The 17,821-nt window shown below is 64.9% G+C and carries 21 protein-coding genes; 7 read left to right on the top strand and 14 right to left on the bottom strand.

Features of this window, described 5'->3' with window-relative positions; translation table 11 throughout:
* Positions 1–128: 128 nt before the first annotated feature.
* Both AC1DIO_RS24710 and AC1DIO_RS24705 read right to left on the bottom strand, forming a co-directional pair.
* Positions 129–1,181, bottom strand: a complete 1,053-nt coding sequence (locus tag AC1DIO_RS24710) for an alpha/beta fold hydrolase (RefSeq protein WP_441506821.1) — start codon at positions 1,179–1,181, stop codon at positions 129–131.
* A 263-nt stretch (positions 1,182–1,444) separates the two neighbouring features.
* Positions 1,445–1,777, bottom strand: coding sequence for a potassium channel family protein (locus tag AC1DIO_RS24705; protein ID WP_441506822.1), 333 nt, complete (start codon positions 1,775–1,777; stop codon positions 1,445–1,447).
* A gap of 356 nt (positions 1,778–2,133) precedes the next feature.
* Here AC1DIO_RS24705 and AC1DIO_RS24700 point away from each other — a divergent pair, with 356 nt between their 5' ends.
* Positions 2,134–3,192: a hypothetical protein gene (locus AC1DIO_RS24700; RefSeq protein WP_441506823.1), complete on the top strand. Its 1,059-nt coding sequence runs from the start codon at positions 2,134–2,136 to the stop codon at positions 3,190–3,192.
* A 373-nt stretch (positions 3,193–3,565) separates the two neighbouring features.
* Here AC1DIO_RS24700 and AC1DIO_RS24695 read toward each other — a convergent pair whose 3' ends face one another.
* Positions 3,566–3,784 (bottom strand): hypothetical protein, encoded by a 219-nt coding sequence (locus AC1DIO_RS24695; RefSeq protein WP_476854244.1) that lies wholly within the window; start codon positions 3,782–3,784, stop codon positions 3,566–3,568.
* A gap of 292 nt (positions 3,785–4,076) precedes the next feature.
* Between AC1DIO_RS24695 and AC1DIO_RS24690 the strand changes: the two genes are divergently transcribed.
* A complete protein-coding gene (locus tag AC1DIO_RS24690) occupies positions 4,077–4,268 on the top strand; it encodes a DUF3008 family protein (RefSeq protein ID WP_441492280.1) in 192 nt (63 codons plus the stop codon).
* A 465-nt stretch (positions 4,269–4,733) separates the two neighbouring features.
* Here the strand turns inward: AC1DIO_RS24690 and AC1DIO_RS24685 are convergent, their stop codons facing one another.
* Both AC1DIO_RS24685 and AC1DIO_RS24680 read right to left on the bottom strand, forming a co-directional pair.
* Complete coding sequence (locus tag AC1DIO_RS24685; protein WP_476854243.1) at positions 4,734–4,946, bottom strand: hypothetical protein; 213 nt, start codon at positions 4,944–4,946, stop codon at positions 4,734–4,736.
* Between the two features lie 68 nt (positions 4,947–5,014).
* A complete protein-coding gene (locus AC1DIO_RS24680; protein WP_441506827.1) occupies positions 5,015–5,275 on the bottom strand; it encodes a hypothetical protein in 261 nt (86 codons plus the stop codon).
* A gap of 131 nt (positions 5,276–5,406) precedes the next feature.
* Here AC1DIO_RS24680 and AC1DIO_RS24675 point away from each other — a divergent pair, with 131 nt between their 5' ends.
* On the top strand, positions 5,407–6,726 hold the full coding sequence (locus tag AC1DIO_RS24675; protein ID WP_476854242.1) for a PQQ-dependent sugar dehydrogenase: 1,320 nt from the start codon (positions 5,407–5,409) through the stop codon (positions 6,724–6,726).
* Positions 6,727–6,820: 94 nt separating this feature from the next.
* Here AC1DIO_RS24675 and AC1DIO_RS24670 read toward each other — a convergent pair whose 3' ends face one another.
* Complete coding sequence (locus tag AC1DIO_RS24670; RefSeq protein ID WP_441492275.1) at positions 6,821–7,249, bottom strand: DUF1236 domain-containing protein; 429 nt, start codon at positions 7,247–7,249, stop codon at positions 6,821–6,823.
* 270 nt (positions 7,250–7,519) lie between these two features.
* On the opposite strand from AC1DIO_RS24670, the gene AC1DIO_RS24665 reads away from it, so the two are divergent.
* The gene (locus AC1DIO_RS24665; RefSeq protein WP_441492274.1) at positions 7,520–7,996 is read left to right on the top strand and encodes a hypothetical protein; all 477 of its coding nucleotides are present in this window, start codon (positions 7,520–7,522) and stop codon (positions 7,994–7,996) included.
* Between the two features lie 124 nt (positions 7,997–8,120).
* On the opposite strand, the gene map is transcribed toward AC1DIO_RS24665, so the two are convergent.
* Both map and AC1DIO_RS24655 read right to left on the bottom strand, forming a co-directional pair.
* Positions 8,121–8,921, bottom strand: a complete 801-nt coding sequence (map, locus tag AC1DIO_RS24660; protein WP_476854241.1) for a type I methionyl aminopeptidase — start codon at positions 8,919–8,921, stop codon at positions 8,121–8,123.
* Positions 8,918–9,130 carry a ParD-like family protein gene (locus tag AC1DIO_RS24655; protein ID WP_441492272.1) on the bottom strand — a complete coding sequence of 71 codons (213 nt, stop codon included), beginning with the start codon at positions 9,128–9,130 and terminating at the stop codon, positions 8,918–8,920. The genes map and AC1DIO_RS24655 overlap by 4 nt, the downstream gene beginning before the upstream one ends.
* A gap of 298 nt (positions 9,131–9,428) precedes the next feature.
* On the opposite strand from AC1DIO_RS24655, the gene AC1DIO_RS24650 reads away from it, so the two are divergent.
* Positions 9,429–9,671, top strand: coding sequence for a hypothetical protein (locus AC1DIO_RS24650; RefSeq protein ID WP_441492271.1), 243 nt, complete (start codon positions 9,429–9,431; stop codon positions 9,669–9,671).
* 481 nt (positions 9,672–10,152) lie between these two features.
* On the opposite strand, the gene AC1DIO_RS24645 is transcribed toward AC1DIO_RS24650, so the two are convergent.
* The 4 genes from AC1DIO_RS24645 to AC1DIO_RS24630 all read right to left on the bottom strand — a co-directional run bounded on the left by AC1DIO_RS24645 (position 10,153) and on the right by AC1DIO_RS24630 (position 14,776).
* Entirely contained in the window at positions 10,153–10,809 is a 657-nt protein-coding gene (locus tag AC1DIO_RS24645) for a DUF1345 domain-containing protein (RefSeq protein ID WP_441506830.1), read from the bottom strand.
* Positions 10,810–10,962: 153 nt separating this feature from the next.
* Entirely contained in the window at positions 10,963–12,582 is a 1,620-nt protein-coding gene (locus tag AC1DIO_RS24640; protein WP_476768210.1) for an OpgD/OpgG family glucan biosynthesis protein, read from the bottom strand.
* Between the two features lie 156 nt (positions 12,583–12,738).
* Entirely contained in the window at positions 12,739–13,662 is a 924-nt protein-coding gene (locus AC1DIO_RS24635) for a hypothetical protein (protein ID WP_476854240.1), read from the bottom strand.
* Between the two features lie 199 nt (positions 13,663–13,861).
* On the bottom strand, positions 13,862–14,776 hold the full coding sequence (locus AC1DIO_RS24630) for a LysR family transcriptional regulator (RefSeq protein ID WP_476854239.1): 915 nt from the start codon (positions 14,774–14,776) through the stop codon (positions 13,862–13,864).
* Positions 14,777–14,908: 132 nt separating this feature from the next.
* On the opposite strand from AC1DIO_RS24630, the gene AC1DIO_RS24625 reads away from it, so the two are divergent.
* Both AC1DIO_RS24625 and AC1DIO_RS24620 read left to right on the top strand, forming a co-directional pair.
* A complete protein-coding gene (locus AC1DIO_RS24625) occupies positions 14,909–15,889 on the top strand; it encodes an MBL fold metallo-hydrolase (RefSeq protein ID WP_476854238.1) in 981 nt (326 codons plus the stop codon).
* 70 nt (positions 15,890–15,959) lie between these two features.
* Positions 15,960–16,604, top strand: coding sequence for a pyridoxamine 5'-phosphate oxidase family protein (locus tag AC1DIO_RS24620; RefSeq protein WP_476854237.1), 645 nt, complete (start codon positions 15,960–15,962; stop codon positions 16,602–16,604).
* Between the two features lie 79 nt (positions 16,605–16,683).
* On the opposite strand, the gene AC1DIO_RS24615 is transcribed toward AC1DIO_RS24620, so the two are convergent.
* The gene (locus tag AC1DIO_RS24615; RefSeq protein ID WP_441492268.1) at positions 16,684–17,112 is read right to left on the bottom strand and encodes a VOC family protein; all 429 of its coding nucleotides are present in this window, start codon (positions 17,110–17,112) and stop codon (positions 16,684–16,686) included.
* Positions 17,113–17,324: 212 nt separating this feature from the next.
* Entirely contained in the window at positions 17,325–17,810 is a 486-nt protein-coding gene (locus AC1DIO_RS24610) for a YidB family protein (protein WP_476854236.1), read from the bottom strand.
* Between the last annotated feature and the right edge of the window lie 11 nt (positions 17,811–17,821).

Raw genomic sequence — 17,821 nt, 5'->3', positions numbered from 1 at the left:
GGCGCCATTCGGGGCGCGATGCCCGGATTCAGGGCAGGAATCCGCCTTCGATCGCGCGCGCTCGCACCATGGAGCCCGTTTCCGCCCCATGAGGCCGGCAAAGCAGCGGGCTCCCGATCATGCGGCCGTCAGAGCCTGTCGGCGGCGATCACCGCCTGGGCGAAGGGCTGCGGCGCCTCCTGTGGCGGATTATGGCCGATGCCGCCGGTGAAGAGCCGGTGCTCGTATTTGCCGGTGAACCGCTTCGCATAGACGGCAGGCTCCGGATGCGGCGCGCCATTGGCATCCCCCTCGATGGTGATCGTCGGCACGCCGATCGTCGGAAAGGCAGCGAGCTTCTTTTCCAGCTCGTCATATTGCGGCTCGCCCGCGGCCAGGCCGAGGCGCCAGCGATAATTATGGATCGAAATCGCGACATGGTCGGGGTTGTCGAGGGCGGTGGCCGAGCGCGCAAAGGTTGCGTCGTCAAAGGCCCATTTCGGCGAGGCCAGCTCCCAGATCAGGCGCGCGAAGTCATGCGTGTATTTCGCGTACCCCGCCTGCCCGCGCTCGGTGGCGAAATAATACTGGTACCACCATTGCAGTTCGGCCTTCGGCGGCAGCGGTACCTTGTTCAGCTCCTGGCTGCCGATGAGATAGCCGCTCACCGAGACCATCGCCTTGCAGCGCTCCGGCCAGAGCGCGGCGACGATATTGGCGGTCCGGGCGCCCCAGTCATAGCCGGCGAGGACCGCCTTCTCGATCTTCAGGGCGTCCATCAAGGCGACGAGGTCACGGCCCAGGGCCGCCTGCTGGCCGTTGCGCGGCGTGCCGTCGCTGAGGAAGCGCGTCGTTCCATATCCGCGCAGATAGGGCACGATTACGCGGTAGCCGGCCCCGGCGAGAAGAGGAGCAACCTCGACATAGCTGTGGATGTCATAGGGCCAGCCATGCAGCAGCAGCGCCGGCGGACCATCCGCCGGGCCGGCCTCGGCATAGCTGACCTCGAGAACGCCCGCCACGATCCGCTTCAGCGGAGCAAACGAGGCCTGCACGCCCTGCCCCGCGCTGCCCGCAGGTGTGACGGAGGGTGGACTGGTCTGGGCGCGGGCACCGCCGATCGCAGTGAACGGGGCAAGTGCGGCTCCGAGCGCCAGGGCGCCGAGGACATTCCTGCGCGGGTGATCGATCTGCTCGGGCATGGCTCTTCTCCCGATGGCTTGAATGGTAGGGGAAGGACGCGGAGCCATTGTATCCCGGCTGCGTCGCGGCGCAGCCGAAATCGAAATCGCGCGTCGGATCAGGCGGTCGCGATTCCGGGGGACAATCGGCTCGCCGCCGTTGCGCAGCCAGCCCGGACGTCGGGGGCCGGCGTGACAGCGGTCATTCCGCCCACGGCGATGCTCGCACGCGACCCCTTGAGCTCGCATTCGCCTCCGGAAGCCAGGCAGCCGCAGGCGGACCCCTATTTATGCTCGGGCGGCTCGACTTCCGTCGCTCGCAGCGCCTCGACAGTGACAGCCGCAATAAGTCCGGTCATCACGATGCCGGCGAAACCGATCACGACGGCAAGCATGCGCGAGCTGAAATGCGTCGGCGTGAAATCCCCATAGCCGATCGTGAAGCCGGTCACGAAGGTGAAATAGAGGGAGTCGCCGAAACCCCAGTCCTCGATGCGCCCGATCAGAAACCCCGGCACGAGCATGGTCGCGAGCACACCGGAGAGAACCGGCCACATCACGCGGAAACTCCCGATCAGCGCGAAGAAGAAAGCGTGCCGCTTCTGCCTGGCATCCATGGATTTGAGAACCGCGTAAGATTTCGTAAGCCGAGGATAGCCTCGCCCAGCAGTAATTGCCAGTTGCGGAGGAGCTACGCGTGGCCCGCGCCGGACGTGTCCGTGACGCGTTTCGCTGGCTTGGCCAATCATTGCCCTGGTGCACGCGCAACCTGACAGGTCGCGTCAGGTAAATGTCAGGTTCACCGGTGTAGGGTTCGCAGGCCCCAGAAGCCCTTCACGCATCTGCGAAGAAGACCGCGAACACGACGTCATCCAATGCGTATTAGGCTGGGTCTCCCGGCCGAGCGATACTGCTGGAATACGCATCCGCTCCAAATCGGGACTGCCAACCATAAAACCCAGGGAGGCTACTCATGGTCATGCGACGTATTTGCCATTTTCGCACTACGCCCTGCGCGCGGACAGCGGGTGAGAACGGTCGCGCGAGCGGTCATCTGGGGACCGCCGCGCTGGTCGCGCTGCCGCTGCTCCTCGCAGCAGGCGCAGCCCAGGCCGCGTCATCGGAAGGGTGCGAGGGCGGCGGCTTTACCGTGCTGGGACGCACTCAGAATGCCACCCTCCCCGCCAGCGCTCTTGGGACGAGTTTTCGGGTGCAGGGCAAATATGCCCAATTCGATGTCGACTCGGCGACCCTCGGCATCCGCAACTTCACGCTAACCGGTGCGCCAAATCCCCTCGACATCACGGGAGGAGTGCCGACCCCGGTCTTCGCCAGCAAGCTCCCCGACCATCGCGGGTTGTCGCTGACCAGTTCACTCACCGTCGAGATCAAGGAGACCGAGATCGAGATCGGGAGAACGGGCCAAAACCTCAGCATGAAGATCCAGGCAAAGGACTGCGCGACTGGCGGCATATTCCAGATGGAGGTGGAACGCGAAGATGGAACGCCGACCCTCTTCACCCATATCCTGGCGGAAGGMGCCAACCCTCAGCTGAAGGCGTTCTATTTCGACAATCGCAACTTCCGGAACCGGGAAGGCGACGAGGTTCCCTACAAGGACATCACGGTCACCGTCCCGGCCCGCGTCAATTTCGGCAATAACTTCTCCCGCAAGTTCGTCGGCAGGGACAGCCCTCAGGTTGCCACGCGCAGGTCGGAACCGGATTGCGTGAACCTGATCGCCACCCGCGTCCCCACCAGCCCCGCGACCGTGCGTCATTGCGGCGGCGTATCCCGCTGGGACGTGGCGAGTGGCGGTCGCATGGGCCAGGTGATGGGCGAGGATGCGGTCGAGGTCGCTCCGCCAGCCACGGAATGCGTCAAGAAATGCCAGGCGCAGAACCGGGTTCGCGGCCGGTCAACGGTCCTTGGCTTCCCCTTCCCGGTCAATCCGGAAGACCAACTCCAGCCGCGCTTCCCGCGGCAACAGCAGGCGGGCGCAACGCAGTCGGTTGCGACGAACCCGCAATAGGCGGGCACGTCCGGACAGCCCGTGCCCTATGGCGAGCGCGCCACCCGCGCTCGCCGGCATTCATTTTTGAAAGCGGTATGAGGTCCTGTTCGTCGGCGATCTGGTCGGCCGCCTCGGTTCGAAACGCCGGGCGGCTCTGAAGGCATCCCCACCCGGCAGGACCGATGGGCTGGCGAAACCCGCCATGCGATAGCGGGATGGAGCGGCCGATGGCCAAACCAGTGCCCGCCGTTCCGGCAGAAGCGGCGGGGCTCAGGCCGTGATGACGCCGGAAGGGGATTGCGGCGCCTCTGGTTCCACAGCCTGCGCGCTATTCAACGGGGAATTCAAGGCGCGCGGGACGTATGAGCCCCGGCGCTCGTGAGTCCCGGGACTAGGGATGCGCCCTGAACTTCTCGAGCGTACGCCGCATCAGGTCCTCGTCATCGATGGCGATCATCACCTGGTTCGCCACGATATAGGCCAGTCTCTGTCGTTCGCGCTCAAGGTCCTGCCCAGTGTCGAGGCCAGGCCTGATCTTGTCCCAGGCCGCATCCAAGGCCGCCTGGGCGCGCGCAATGTCCACCGGATCCGTGAGCGATGAGAATGGCATGGTCGCTCCCCCCAACACCAAACTGCATCGAAAATCTGGCCATCGCGCTCAAAAATGCAAGCTCTCCGGTCGCCGACAAAAAGCCCGCCCCCCCTTTCGGAGCGGCGGGCAGTGCCTTGGAACTCAGAGATCTTGGGTCTCTGGGAGATGCCGGTATAACCCGCAGCGTCAGCAGTTGTTCCCGCCATGTCTCCTGCGGGCGCGCCAGAGCCCCAGCATCGCTGAGCCGGCCGGGAACGCAGACGCGGCCCGGCCGTTGATCTCGGTCCGACCTTTCAGAGGAGGCGCAATCATGCCGGCGAAATCCAAAGCCCAGCAGAAGGCCGCGGGAGCGGCGCTCGCCGCCAAGCGCGGCGAGATCAAAACCAGCGAGCTGAAGGGCGCGTCGAAGTCGATGGCGAAGTCGATGACCGAAGAGGAGCTGCACGACATGGCTTCGACCAAGCGCAAGGGCAAACCCGAGCACGTGTCCAAGGCGCACTGAACCTCGCCCTGGCGCCCGGCTGATCGCATGCCGATGGCCGCCTGGCGTGAATGCGGGGGATGGTCGAGCGAGCACTGCCGCCCGCGGTCAGCGGCTGTCAACCGGGGGCGTTGTGCTTCGTGGGAGCCTTGGCGCGTTCGCCGCGGTGGCGTCGAATTGCTGAACGGCCCGCTCCGCGAGCTGGCCGGCTCCGCCGGCATCCCAGAGCCCGACCACGATATAGCCGAGGCGTTCCCGTTGGATGGACGTTCTCTGTCGATCGATCTCGCCGCGTGCGTCGATCTGGCCCCACGCGGTCTCGAACGCCGCTACGATGAGGCGACCTCTTCTGGCGTGGCGACAATCGAGCGGAACGGCATCGACCTTCCCCTGACGAGAAGTGAGCGCTTCGCCCCCTCAAATGCAAGTGCAAAAACTGACGCGGGCTTCGCCTCCGCCTCCTTGAATGGCGGGGCGCCGGCGGCCTCAGCGGGACCGCGCGGGTGCCCGCTTGGCGCTCCGTCCGCGCCGGTCCATGGCGAGCTTGGCCAGCACGCAGCCGAACACCGCGATCATCAGGGGCGGTGTCCGCAACCGTGCGATCAGGAACCCGAGCGGAACGGCAAACTGCCTGGGGTACTTTCCTGCGGCAATGTCGCGAGCCAGCCATAACCCGACGAGATGAACGAGGGCGCGCATGAATCTTCCCTTCTGCAAACCATGAGACGACCGCACCAGGACAGTCTCGCCCTGTGCGTTGAACGGCGTTACTGCCGCCGCTGACGGGGCGCACCCGGCTTCGCCGGGCTCTGGACGGCAATCGGATCGCTCGTCGGAAATGTCTCCTTCAGCGCCTTGTCGAGTTGCTGATCTGCTGTGACTTCGCGCCCAGCCTTGCGTTGCGCGTGTTGCTCCTTACGGAGGCTTTCAATCGCCGGGTTCGTGTCTGGGCGCATCGCTCGTCTCCATTTCCGTGTCATCACCGACAGGCGTCCAGGGGTAACGTCGCGCGGTTTGATCCGTTCCACCGCGATCTCAGTCGAGGACGCGGCCCGGGGCCGTCGCGAACCAAGCCATCGCGAACAAAGTGACGGGGTTTGACGTTCACCCCATGATGCGGGCGGGCAGTGCTTCCCGCAGCCAGGGAGGAGAACCGCATATGGCGATCAAGCGCCCCGTCATGCTCATCGCCAGCGTCGCGGCCTCGGCGCTCATGCTCGCCGCTCGCTCCACCCTGCCCGAGGAGGCCGGCTACGGCCCCAACCCGACTTTGCCCGAGCCCAGGACGACATGGTTTCCGACCGTGAAGATCGCCGATGCGATCGGTTGGAAGCTGGGGGAGAAGCCGACCACGCCCAGCGGCGGCCAGGTGAGCACATTCGCCAGCGGGTTGCAGCATCCGCGCTGGCTCTACGAACTCCCCAATGGCGATGTGCTCGTGGCCGAAAGCGACGCGCCACCGAAGCCGGCGGAGAAGAGCGGCGGCATCCGCGGCTGGGTGCAGGGCGTCTTCATGAAGAAGGCCGGATCGCAGACGCTCAGCGCGAACCGGATCATGCTGCTGCGGGACAGTGACGGCGACGGCGTCGCCGAGACGAAGAGCGTCTTCCTGGAGAACCTCAACTCGCCATTCGGCATGGCCCTGATCGGCGACCAGCTCTACATCGCCAATGCCGATGCGCTTGTCCGCGTCCCCTACCGGCAAGGCGAAACCAGAAGCGCGGGCGCAGCCGTGAAGGTCGCCGACCTGCCTGCCGGCCGGAACCACCATTGGACGAAGAGCCTGACCGCCAGCGCGGACGGCTCGAAGCTCTATGTCGGCGTCGGCTCGAACTCCAATGTCGCCGAGAACGGCATGGCCGAGGAGGAGCGGCGCGCGGCCGTGCTCGAGATCGACCCGGCGACGGGAGCGACGCAGCTCTTTGCGACGGGGTTGCGCAACCCTGTCGGGATCGACTGGAACCCCGTGACCCGGGAACTCTGGGTGGCGGTCAACGAGCGCGACGAGATCGGCGACGATCTGGTGCCGGACTACATGACCTCGGTGAAGCGCGGCGGCTTCTATGGCTGGCCCTACAGCTATTATGGCCAGCATCTCGACAGGCGCGTCGAGCCCCAGAAGCCGGAACTGGTCGCCAAGGCGATCAAGCCAGATTACGCGCTGGGTTCACATACCGCCTCCCTCGGGCTGGGCTTCGTGCCGCCGGGCCGCCTCGGGCCGCGCTATCAGGGCAGCGCCTTCATCGGCCAGCACGGTTCATGGAACCGCTCGCGCCCGGTCGGCTACCGCGTGATCTTCGTCCCCTTCAGTGAGGGCAAGCCAGCCGGGATGCCGCAGGAGACCCTCACCGGGTTCCTGAACGAGAAGGGCGAGGCACGGGGGCGTCCCGTCGGCGTGCTGGTCGACCGGCGGGGCGGCCTGCTGGTCGCCGACGATGTCGGCAATACGGTCTGGCGGGTTGCCCTGCCGGGAGGTTGATTGCGACAGGGACGAGGGCCGCCTGCCCAGGTCGAGCTTCAGTCACAAGGAAAGGCCCGCCATCGATGGCGGGCCTTTCCCGTCTATCTGCCGATCATTCGATGATCTGTACGATCCTGCGGGTCTTCGGCTCGACCAGCACCGTCTGATCGTTCACGACGGTGTAGCGATACTGGGTCTTGCCGAAACGCTCCGGGACCTCTCGATAGGTGACGGTTTGGGGAAGCGTCGCTCCGACGACGACCTTCTCGCGATAGGCCACCGACGGCACCTTCTGCTCCGTCACATAAGTGCGGAACTCGGAGCGCCGGTCGGCCGCGATGCCGCCGACGATCGCCCCCGCCGCAGCGCCACCGACAGCCCCGACGGCCGCTCCGGCCGGCCCGCCGACAATGGCTCCACCAACGGCTCCGGTTCCCGCGCCGGCAGCGGCGCCACCGGCCGCACCAGCATTGGGTTGCTGCGCCGACACGGCCATAGGCAAGGCAACCAGCGCAGCCACAAGGACAATCTTCCTGATCATAGTCGATCTCCTGTTAGCCCCCGGCCGATGAAGGGAACAATCTGTTAAGCCATTGGTTCCATGAACAATTATTCAGGAACGGGGTTTTCGACCGGGGAATCTCGGGCGGTCTTGCGGCGGGGTAGCGGCAGGGTTGGCGCTGCTTTCCTGCGGTGGCGGGCCACAAAGGTCGTCCTGCCTTAAGGTTACGATCATGCCGTGATTGAGTATCGGCCAGCAGGCGCATTACGTTGAGGCTGGCTATCGTGAAACGAGCGCCCGGGAACGACAATGATCTCGCTGACACTGTCTGACGGATCTCAGGTTCAGGTGCTGGCGCGCCGGGTCGCCCGGATCAGGCGGGCTGTTCCCGGTGATGGCGACCCGTTGGCCAAGACCCGCATCGACTGCGTCGATGTGCTGCTGGTGATCGAGCTGCCGGACTATGTCGCCGCTGTGGTCGGTGAGAAGCTGCCGACACTCGCCGAGCTTGCGCTGCCGGACGGATCGCCGGTCTGGTTCGACGCCGAGAAAGCATCGGGCCCGCTTCCACTCGATTCCAGACACCAGGGGGATGGAATCCTGTCCTCGCTTCACATCAGCGGCAAGCGGCAGTTCGTCGGCAATTCCCATGAAGACGTCGCCGAGGTGATCTCCTGCGCCGGCGGCGCCGCGCTCCCGATCCCGAGGGCGCGCCTGTTCGGCAAGGCGATCGATCTCGTTCACTCCTTGCGCGACATCCGATCCCAGGAGAGAGAATGGGACTAGGCGCAAGGGGACCTGAACCGCGAGCGACCGCGGATCCCAGCATGATGCGGCAGGCGATCCGACCGATCCGCCTTCGACGACCAGATCAGATCACGCAGGACGGCGCTTCCGCGGCGCTGCCGGATCAGCCGACCGCCGCCAGCGCACGCCGCTTCATTGGCCCTGCGCCTTGTTCGTCGGGACGGAGCGTCAGAACCGAGACGCCGGACGCCGTCACGGCAACGGTGTGCTCGAACTGAGCCGACAGCGAGCCGTCTCTCGTCACGACAGTCCAGCCGTCAGCCTCTGTCTTCACGCTCCCCCGGCCGCGGTTGAGCATCGGCTCGATCGTGAAAACCATACCCTCGCGGAGGGCGAGGCCGGTTCCTGGCTTTCCGAAATGCAAGACCTGCGGCTCCTCGTGCATCTCCCGGCCGATGCCGTGACCGCAATACTCGCGCACCACCGAATAACCGCTCCGCTTGGCATGTCGCTCGATCGCCCAGCCGATATCTCCGAGCCGCGCACCCGCCCGAACCGCCTTGATGCCCATCCACATCGCTTCGTAGGTGGTCTGGACCAGCCTCCTGGCGGCTGGTTTCACCTCGCCGACGAGATAGGTTTTGCTGGAATCCGCGATATAGCCGTTCTTCTCGAGCGTGATGTCGAAATTGACGATGTCCCCGTCCCGAAGCACGGTCGTTTCAGATGGAACACCGTGGCAAACGACATCGTTCACCGAAGCATTCAACACAAAATCATAGCCATACTGGCCCTTGCTCGCAGGTCGGGCCTGGAGATCGTGGACGATGAAGTGCTCGACCAGTTCATTGACCTGAAGTGTCGACAGGCCGGCGAGCGCGGTTCGATCCAGCATCCCGAACACGGAGGCCAGTAACCTCCCGGATTCGGCCAGCAATGCCAGCTCGCGAGGCTGCTTTGTCATGCGTCAGTCTCGGCGAGCGGCTGAGCCTTGACGCCTGCGGCATTCAGCTCGCGCTCGATGATCTCAGTGAAGCTGAGCCCCGGATTGGTCTCGCAGAGCATGCCGAGCTTGATCCAGTAGGCAGCCTGCGCATTGATCGACCGAAACGATACCTTGCTCGCCCGGCGCAGCTGATCGTGCAGGTCGTCATCGATGTTCACGATGCCCATCGGAGTCTCCATATACGTTTCATATATGGATCGTATATATGTCGAGGATATGAAAGCCAAGGGGCGGCATCGCAAGCGCCCGGTGCGAGCCGCCTGACACTGGTCCCGAGAATGCATGGCCTATCGTACAGCGTGGCATGACCGCCGCCAGGCAGGCCGTCTGGAAGGTCCCGCGCCCAAATATCAGGATCGACTTTGGTCGGATGACGCATCCGACGAGTTGTGAGACCCTCAGCGTCACCGATGGCCTCAGTATGGATTCATAATTCTCCTTCAGCCGAACGGGGCGGGACAAGAGGTGACGATCAATCCTTGGCTCATGGCGGAACAGTTCGAGTCCGTGAACTGCACGGTTGCTGTCTGGACGGGTGAGAGTCCCACGGCAACCTTCACCGGCATACGCGCGGCTGCGCGCTATGCAAACGCAGCCTTTCTGGGTGGCGCAATCGTGGAGATCATCATCGATCACACCAATGGTTGCGCCATCATCATCCGGGATGACGACCTGATCGCGCTGCTCGAATACGCTGCCTTCAACTAGGGCAGCCGCGGCGGATACGGGAGAGTTGTCGCCAGGGTATCTCGCTCTGGATCGGCCCTCACTTCTGCGCGCTCCAGCGACCAACGCTTGAGGCAGCCGTCGCTCGCGTCTTTGCGCAAAGCACATCATTCAGAAAAAAATGCCGGCCAGCGCAGCGGCCAAGGCCGCGCCGACCGGCTTGCCCGCGATGGGAGGGGAAAGCGAGCAATGCGAGATTAGCGCGCTTCATGACCAAGAGAACAGCAACAAATGCAATATCGCCATGCGTTCATTATTTCAAAATTAGAAGCAATTCTGAGATTGCCGCTACGACACCGAGATGTAATCGACCGCCTGTCTACTTGGAAAACCGCCTCCCGCGGCGCCCCTCCCCCAACCGTTCTTGACCATCAGGCCGCCCCTTCCATTGCGGCGGTCCGATTGACCGTCATGCTGCGGGGAATGCGCCATGGGCACTCCGGAGAGCCAGCCCGGACCGGCCTCAGGACCCCGACAGCAGCGAGGCGCCGACATTGATGCCGAAGGCCAGGATAGTGGTGTTGAAGAAGAACGAGAGGATGGAATGGGCGAGCACGATCGTCCTGACCTCGCGTGTGGTGACGCCGACATCCGATGTCTGCGACGTGCAACCGATCGTGTAGGAGAAATAAAGGAAATCGACATAGTCGGGCTCGCCCTTGCCCGGAAAATCCAGGCCGCCCTCGGCACCGTCATCGCTGTAGAAATCATGGGCGTAGTGCAGCGAGAAGAAGGCATGCACCAGCGCCCATGAGCTGAGGATGGTCACGGCGCCCAGTGCCAGGTGCAGTGTCTTTTCGTCGGGCGGCACGGTCTTCAGGCCGGCGAGCTGAATGCCGATGGCCGCGACGCTCGCGGCGGCCGCCAGGCAGGCGATGATCAGGATGGCGAGCGCGCCTTCATCCTGCTCGGCGGCACGCGCCCTGATCTGCTCGACGGTCTCGCCGAAGATCATCGTCGTCAGCAGGCCGAGATAGAGGATTGCGCCCGCGTCCCACGCCACCAGAAGCCGCGTCACCCAGCCCCAGTCGCGCGGCAGCACGATCGTCAGCAACATCACCGCCACCAGCGCAATCAGAAGGCGGGGCCGAATGAGCAGGGATTGTGGGAGGAGCTTCATCGGATCTCACGCCTGCAGGCCAATGACCCTGTCCAGGACGGAGCGATGCCGGTCAGATCATCGGGCGGGATAGCGCATCCAGACCGATGATCCAGCCCCTCATGTTTGCGCCGGCTTTCCAAAGAACCGCAATCCACATTTCGGGCAGAAGCTCTAATCCCGAGTGACCACATGGCCTGGCGCATCTCGGACAGCAGGGGCAGGAACCGACCAAGACTGCGTCCACGTCTCGGAGAGGGTGCGGTTTCGCGACTTGAGATAGACGCGCAAGTCGGCAGTTTGCCCTACTGGCAAGGTCGCGTCGAGGATGACACGAAAGCCTTTCGCGGCGGGATTGGCGGCGATGATGGTATGGGCGATCGAACCGGCGGTCGTCGAGGCGACGACCTCGACACGCTTGGGGTCGCTCACGAAATACGCCAGATCGCCATCGCCAAAATCGATGATGAACCGCTGCTTGCCCATTCCGTCGGCATCGGGCTCCCGGATGTCCCAACCGCTGAAGCTGTTGCGGACCTGCGCCATGGCATGGAGCTCGTTGGTCGTCGACAAGGCGGTGATCCGATAGGTGAACTCACTGGCCTTGCCGATGTCGAGCGGCCGCGCCGGCGTCCAGCACGCCACGATATTGTCGAATGCCTCGTTGTTGGTCGGTATCTCGATCAGGTCGACCCGGCCCTCGCCCCAGTCACCGATGGGTTCGACCCAATATCCCGGACGTGCGTGATAATGCGCTTCCAGGTCCTGGTAATGTCCATATTCGCGGTCGCGCTGCATCAGGCCGAAGCCTCGCGGATCGCGGTCGCCAAAACTGGAGATCCGCAGGCTCGCGGGATTGCGGATCGGCCGCCAGATCCATTCTCCGGAGCCGTTCTGCATCAACAGCCCATCGGAATCGTGAATTTCGGGCCGGAAATCGGTTCGGTGTCCAAGGTCGCCTTCACCCGCAAGGAACATCGAGGTCAGCGGCGCGATGCCGATGCGCGGGATCTCCACGCGCGGCACGAGGGTAGCCGTGACCGACATCGCAGTCGTACGGCCAGGCGAAACGACATAGCGGAACGCGCCCGCCACGGACGGGGAATCCAGCAGGGCGTAGATCACCAGATCGAGGCTGTCTGCCCTCGGCTCTTCCAGCCAAAGCGCACGGAAAAAGGGAAACTCCTCAGGCTGCTTGCCGCCGACGTCGATCGCAAGCGAGCGCGCGGAAAGCCCGTAACGGTGGCCCCGCCCGATCAGCCTGAAATAGCTCGCCCCCAGAAACGAAATCACCTCATCCTGGATTTTGGGATCGTTGAGGGTGGTCGTCACCGCAAACCCGGCAAACCCGAGCGACGGCGAAAGCTGCTTGGGCACCGGCACCTTGCCGTATTCGAACAGGCTCGTCGTGAACGGGATCGGGATGGCGTTGCCCTCCTTCACCACATGCAACTGCACCGGCTTGTCGTGCAGAAAGCCGAGATGGAACGGGAGCAGGCGGAAATCGGAACCGCTCTCCTGCCACAAGGCCTTTTCCCGCCGGAAACGGATCTCGCGATAGCTGTCATAGGTCAGCTTCGACAACTCCGACGGGATTGTCAGGCCACCGGAATCGAAGGGCCGCTCGCCCAGAATGCGCGCCTGCGCGACGACGTCGTCGAAACCAAAACGGGCAGCCCCTGGTTGGGGCGCTGGTGCGGCAAGCGAAGGCTGCCCTCTCGCAAGCAAGGCGGTTGCGATCAGCGTCGCGAGAGCGGAGCGGCGGGTGTGGAAATGGCTTTCGCCTGAATTCATGAGTGTTCGGCTCGACGGTGATTGGGTAGGAGCCTAACCCCGGCCTGCCTCCTTATGTTCCGCAGGTCCAATGAACGAGGGCGTGCAATCTCCTGAACGATGTCCGCTTGGCCTGGCCCTGACGACCCAGGCAAGCGGAATGCCATAACGCATTGCCTATACAGGCTTCTCTTCCTGCCTTCCCTGCATCTGCCGCTGCCTGCGTGTCGCCTGTGCGCGCTCAAGCGATCTCGCCTTTCGTCGGGCGTCCCGTAACTCCTCGATGGTCGGCTGCCACCAGCCCCGGGCAAGCTCCGCCCCACTCGCTGGCTGCCGCGCCGGCCATGTCCGCACCAGCTCGTCATGGCCGGGCCTGCGCCAGCTTGCCCAGACGAAATCGCCGGTCGCGCCGGCACTCCAGAGGTAATGCTGGTGCAGGCTTTCCTCGTCGACCAGCTCCCCCGTGACCTCGGTGAAGACGAGCGCGCCGGCATGAGACATCAATGGGCGGTCGCCGGGCGGGAGCTGATCGGCAAGGACCGGATAGCGATGGCGCTGCCGCTCCCTGGATTTCGCGCGCAACGCGTGGTGCTCTGCCGAGCCCTTCAACTCGTCTCGCCGCCGCTTCCGCTCGACCGGCTMGGCGCGGCGGGCGGCCTCCTCGATCGCCGGCCAACGGCGCCGCAGTTCCTCCAGCGAGCGATAGGGAATGCGCCAGAGCCTTTCCTCGCCGTCCCACCAGGCCCAGAGCACGGCGCGCAATTCCGCGACGACGGTCCTGGAATAGGGCGTACGGACCATCAGATCCTCTGCCGGGACGAGATAGTCGCTCACGATCGGATCGAATGCGAAGGCGTCCCTGCCGCGCGCATCGGCATGCGCGAGCACGCCGGAAAGTTCCCGCTGCAGCCAGCGATCGAGCCGCCTTTCGGCCGTGCTCCCTGGCACGAACCAGGCACGGCGATCATCGCGCCAGCGCGCCCGGGGAAAGGCCGCGCGGAAGCGCTCGACCAGCGCCGTGTCATAGGGAAAAGACGCGGTCGCCCCAGCCCTGTCCTCGCCGGCCGGTTCGACGGTGATGCTCTCTAGCGGGGATGGCATCGTCGATCCGCCCTTGTCCTCGAGCAGACGCCTGCCGCGTTCACTCGACCTTCAAACCTGCACCGGGCCCTGGCGCCGCACCAGAGCCTGTCGCTCACCCGCCCGAACGGTTCCCGACCGCTGGATACCAGCTCGGCGCTGGAGGCAACGTCKACCGATGCGACATTGTTCAATCGGAGGGGGCCAGCTCCGAGCCCTCTCACTCCGCACAGACCGGAAGATCAGCGAGCCGGGCGCGAAGACGCGGGGCGGCCCAATCCAGGAACGCGCGGGCCTTGACGGGCAACTGCCCCTGGGCAGCATAGACGAGCTGGACCGGGATCGGCTCCGGCGCGAAGGCTTCGAGCAACGGCACGAGCGCGCCTGAGCGCAACTCGTCGACGATTTGATAGGACAGCACCCGGGCCACACCGAGACCGGCCACGGCGGCCTCGACCGCCGCTTCCGTCGAGTTGACGGCGAGCCGCGTGCGCGGCTCCACCGAGAGCGCTTCTGTGTCACCACGGTAGCGCCATTCCGGGKAGGTCGAGAAGCCTTTGAACGTGATGCCGTCATGCGCGCGCAGGTCCTCGGGGACGGCGGGACGACCGTGGCGAGCCAGATAGCCCGGGCTGGCACATATCACGCGCCTGACCTCGCCGACGCGCGTCCCCATCAGGCTGCTGTCCGCGAGATGACCCAGCCGCACGCCGATATCCAGATGCTCCTCCAGCAGATTGACATGGCGGTCGATCAGGAACAGACGCAGGTCGATCCTTGCATATTCAGCCAGGAATTCGGCCGCGACGGGGAGCACGTGGCGCCGCCCGAGGACGACGGGCGCCGTGACGGAGAGTTCGCCGCGCGGTTCGCTGTATTCGCCTGCTGCCGCCCGTTCCGCCTCCTCGACCTGTTCCAGGATTCGCCTGGACGCGGCGACATAGTCGCGGCCCGCATCCGTCAGCGCGACCCGCCGGCTGGTGCGGACGAGAAGACGGGTTCCAAGGTGCTGTTCGAGATCGGCCACCTTCCGGCTGACCGTGGTGAGCGGCGAGCGCAGACGGCGCGCTCCAGCCGAGAGGCTGCCCTCCTCGACGACGGCGAGAAGTACCGACATCGCGTCGAAGCGATCCATTCCATCCTCCCGAATTTCGGGAGGAAACGTCCCGATTTCTCTGAATAGCTCAGTTCAATGAAGGCTCTAGCATCCTCTTCAATCCCGCGAGGGGYGCGCCTGACGGCTGCCCTCGCAGCTTAGGAGACTTCAATGACCGCCTTATCCCGCCGGGCCTTCTCCCTCTCCGTCCCCGCCCTTGCCCTCCCCGCCCTGGCCGCAGCGTCCGGTCTGTCCGTCGGCGGCGCGCTGGCGCAGGCGCAGCCGATCGCCTCCAGGGCCGGCCCGCCTCTGGCGCGGATCTCGATCGGTCGGTTCACGGTGACCGCGCTGACCGACGGCTTTGCCGACATGCCATTCTCCTATTTCGTGGGCCGGCTGCCCCAGGAGATCGAAGCGGCGGCGGCGGCGCAGTTCGCAGCCCGCCCCAGCGGCATCCGCCTGATGTTCACCCAGCACCTGATCGAGGACGGCGAGCGGCGAATCCTGATCGATACAGGGCCGGCCGGCTTGCTTGGGGAGAGCGGAAAGCTGCCCTCCGCCCTGGAGGCCGTCGGGGTCGGACCCGAGAGCATCGACGCGGTCATCGTGACCCATATGCATCGTGACCATATCGGCGGCCTGGTCGCGGGCGGGCGCCGGAATTTCCCGAACGCCGAGATTCATGTCGACAGACGCGAGATCGCCCACTGGACCGATCCGGCCAAGCGCTCGACGGCGCCTGGCTTCCTGAAGAGCAGCTTCGATGCATCGGCGGAGTTCATCCGCCTCTATCCGAAGCTGCAAGCGATCGATGGCGAGCGCAGCATCACGCGCGGCGTCTCGATCGTCGACCTGACGGGCCACACGCCCGGACATATCGGGGTGCGCGTCGAGGATGGCGGCAAGAGCCTGCTCATGGTCTCGGACATGCTCTTCCATCCCTCCCTCCATCCCGCCGCCACCGATATCGGCTTCGTCTTCGAGCAGGATCCGGCGGCGGCCCGCGCGATGCGCGCCCGCTTCTTCCCGCGCGCGGCCGAGGAGAAGGCATTGATCGCCGCAACACACATGCCATTCCCGGGGCTTGGCCACATCGTGTCCGATGGCGGCCGGCTGCGCTGGCTTGCCGCAGAATGGGCCCAGCAGGGGTGAATGGCCTTGCTGCGCTCGACGCAATTCCTCCGGGCCGGCGGCTGCGCCGGTTCGGATATCGGAGGCTCGCATGCTTCACAAATATCTCGAGATCGCTTCGACCCCGGCCGTCAAGAATGCGCGCCAGCACTACGGCAGCGCGGGTCAATATGCCAGGATCGACGGAACGCTCGATCCTGGAGCAGCACCCCAAAACCACCTGCTTGGCCCGGATGAGGAGGCGTTCATCGCCCGGCGCGGCGAGTTCTATCTCGCCTCTGTTTCGGAAACGGGCTGGCCCTATGTCCAGTTCCGCGGCGGACCGATCGGCTTTCTGAAGGTTCTCGGTAGCAAGACCCTTGGCTTCGCTGATTATCGCGGAAACAGGCAATACATCACCACGGGCAATGTCGCCGGGAACGACAGGGTCTCGCTCTTCCTTATGGATTATGCCCAGCAGCGGCGCCTGAAGATCTTTGGGCATATGCATGTCGTCGACGTGACCCTCGACACCGCACTGGCGGCCAGGCTGGCGGTTCCCGGCTACGACGCCCGTGTCGAACGGGCTGTCACGATCACGATCGAGGCCTTCGACTGGAACTGTCCGCAGCACATCACCCCGCGCTTCAGCGAGGCCGAGCTCGCGGAATGGCTGGAGCCGGTCAAAGCCAGATTGGCGGTCCTCGAAGACGAGAACCGCAGACTGAAGAATCGCCTGGAGCAAGGTGCGGCATGATGCGTCGGCCGTGGCTCGGAAAGGCCCCGACGCGCCCATCTTGCCGCCCATTCCGCGCGTGGCACCACCTGCCGATCACTCAGAACGTGATCTTGACCGATGGAGCGCTGCGTTCGGCCTCGCCATGGAAGACGGCCTCGATATTGTTGCCGGCGGGATCGAGCAGGAAGGCGGCGTAATAGCCGGGGTGATAGGGGCGCTCGCCCGGCGCGCCGTTATCCCTGCCGCCGCTGTCGAGGCCAGCCTTGTAGAAGGCGTCGACCATGGCGCGGTTCCTGGCCTGGAAGGCGATATGGTGCCGGCCCGTGAGCTCGCCCTGCGCCGCCTTGCTCTGCGCGCTCGAGACGAAGAGTTCGTCCACCCAGAAATAATCCTCGGCCGTCCCGCCGATCGGAATGTGAAGTTCGCGGAAGATGCCCTCGTAGAAGCGGCGGCAGGCGCCGAGGTCCGCGACAACCAGCTGGATATGATCGATCAGCCGGCCGCGATGTAGTTCCTGGGTTTCCATCTGTTCCTCCCGATTGCGCATCAACTCAGGCGAGACAGTGTGGTTCCAGGCCGTGACGAGACCTGGCAGTACCCGATCTGGCAGTACCCGATCTGGCAGTACCTGGCAGCCTCGAGAAACCCTGCCCCGACGACGAACCGGCTCCCGATGACGGGAGCCGGTCGCTGGACGTGTCGACGGCCACCGGCTCTGCCGGTCATGCAGGGGCGGGATCAGGCCCCGGCGGCGGGGAGCCTGCCGTCGGGCGTATAGCGATCCACGGCGTCAGGCAGTTGCCGGGACAGCCGGGACAGCAGCTCGTCACGGGACAGGCCCGTCTGGCGTTCGAGCTTGGCCAGGACATCGGGTCCGATCACCTGTTCCAGATCCGGCGGCGCAACATCCTGATTGGCACCCTGGCGCACCCAGGAATCGGCCTTCTCGCCCTGGCCGGCCTGTTTGAAGCGATCGATCAGCTCGCCCAGACCTCCGTTCAGGAAGCCGCCGATCCCGCCTGCGCCCAATGTGCCGCCGAGATTGCCGAGCACGGAATCCGCGCCTTTCGGGATATCGCCGGCCGGTGCACCGGTTGGGGTCGGCTGACCGGGTTGAGTGACCTGGCCGAGCCACTCTGCGATCTTGTCCTTGTTCTGGTAGCCTGCGAGGGCCAGCAGGCCCAGCAGTGCCGTCATCGACGGAAAGCCCTGGTTGTCGCTCATGAAATTTGCTC

It is taken from the genome of Allobosea sp. 05T439, from assembly GCF_056396005.1.
Note: the sequence above shows the minus strand (reverse complement) of the source record. Positions and strands in the feature narration are given on the sequence as shown.

Coding starts and splice junctions, on each gene's coding strand:
- AC1DIO_RS24710 (WP_441506821.1), bottom strand. CDS start 1,181: ATGCCCGAGCAGATCGATCACCCGCGCAGGAATGTCCTCGGCGCCCTG.
- AC1DIO_RS24705 (WP_441506822.1), bottom strand. CDS start 1,777: ATGGATGCCAGGCAGAAGCGGCACGCTTTCTTCTTCGCGCTGATCGGG.
- AC1DIO_RS24695 (WP_476854244.1), bottom strand. CDS start 3,784: ATGCCATTCTCATCGCTCACGGATCCGGTGGACATTGCGCGCGCCCAG.
- AC1DIO_RS24690 (WP_441492280.1), top strand. CDS start 4,077: ATGCCGGCGAAATCCAAAGCCCAGCAGAAGGCCGCGGGAGCGGCGCTC.
- AC1DIO_RS24685 (WP_476854243.1), bottom strand. CDS start 4,946: ATGCGCGCCCTCGTTCATCTCGTCGGGTTATGGCTGGCTCGCGACATT.
- AC1DIO_RS24675 (WP_476854242.1), top strand. CDS start 5,407: ATGGCGATCAAGCGCCCCGTCATGCTCATCGCCAGCGTCGCGGCCTCG.
- AC1DIO_RS24670 (WP_441492275.1), bottom strand. CDS start 7,249: ATGATCAGGAAGATTGTCCTTGTGGCTGCGCTGGTTGCCTTGCCTATG.
- AC1DIO_RS24665 (WP_441492274.1), top strand. CDS start 7,520: ATGATCTCGCTGACACTGTCTGACGGATCTCAGGTTCAGGTGCTGGCG.
- map (WP_476854241.1), bottom strand. CDS start 8,921: ATGACAAAGCAGCCTCGCGAGCTGGCATTGCTGGCCGAATCCGGGAGG.
- AC1DIO_RS24655 (WP_441492272.1), bottom strand. CDS start 9,130: ATGGGCATCGTGAACATCGATGACGACCTGCACGATCAGCTGCGCCGG.
- AC1DIO_RS24645 (WP_441506830.1), bottom strand. CDS start 10,809: ATGAAGCTCCTCCCACAATCCCTGCTCATTCGGCCCCGCCTTCTGATT.
- AC1DIO_RS24640 (WP_476768210.1), bottom strand. CDS start 12,582: ATGAATTCAGGCGAAAGCCATTTCCACACCCGCCGCTCCGCTCTCGCG.
- AC1DIO_RS24625 (WP_476854238.1), top strand. CDS start 14,909: ATGACCGCCTTATCCCGCCGGGCCTTCTCCCTCTCCGTCCCCGCCCTT.
- AC1DIO_RS24620 (WP_476854237.1), top strand. CDS start 15,960: ATGCTTCACAAATATCTCGAGATCGCTTCGACCCCGGCCGTCAAGAAT.
- AC1DIO_RS24615 (WP_441492268.1), bottom strand. CDS start 17,112: ATGGAAACCCAGGAACTACATCGCGGCCGGCTGATCGATCATATCCAG.
- AC1DIO_RS24610 (WP_476854236.1), bottom strand. CDS start 17,810: ATGAGCGACAACCAGGGCTTTCCGTCGATGACGGCACTGCTGGGCCTG.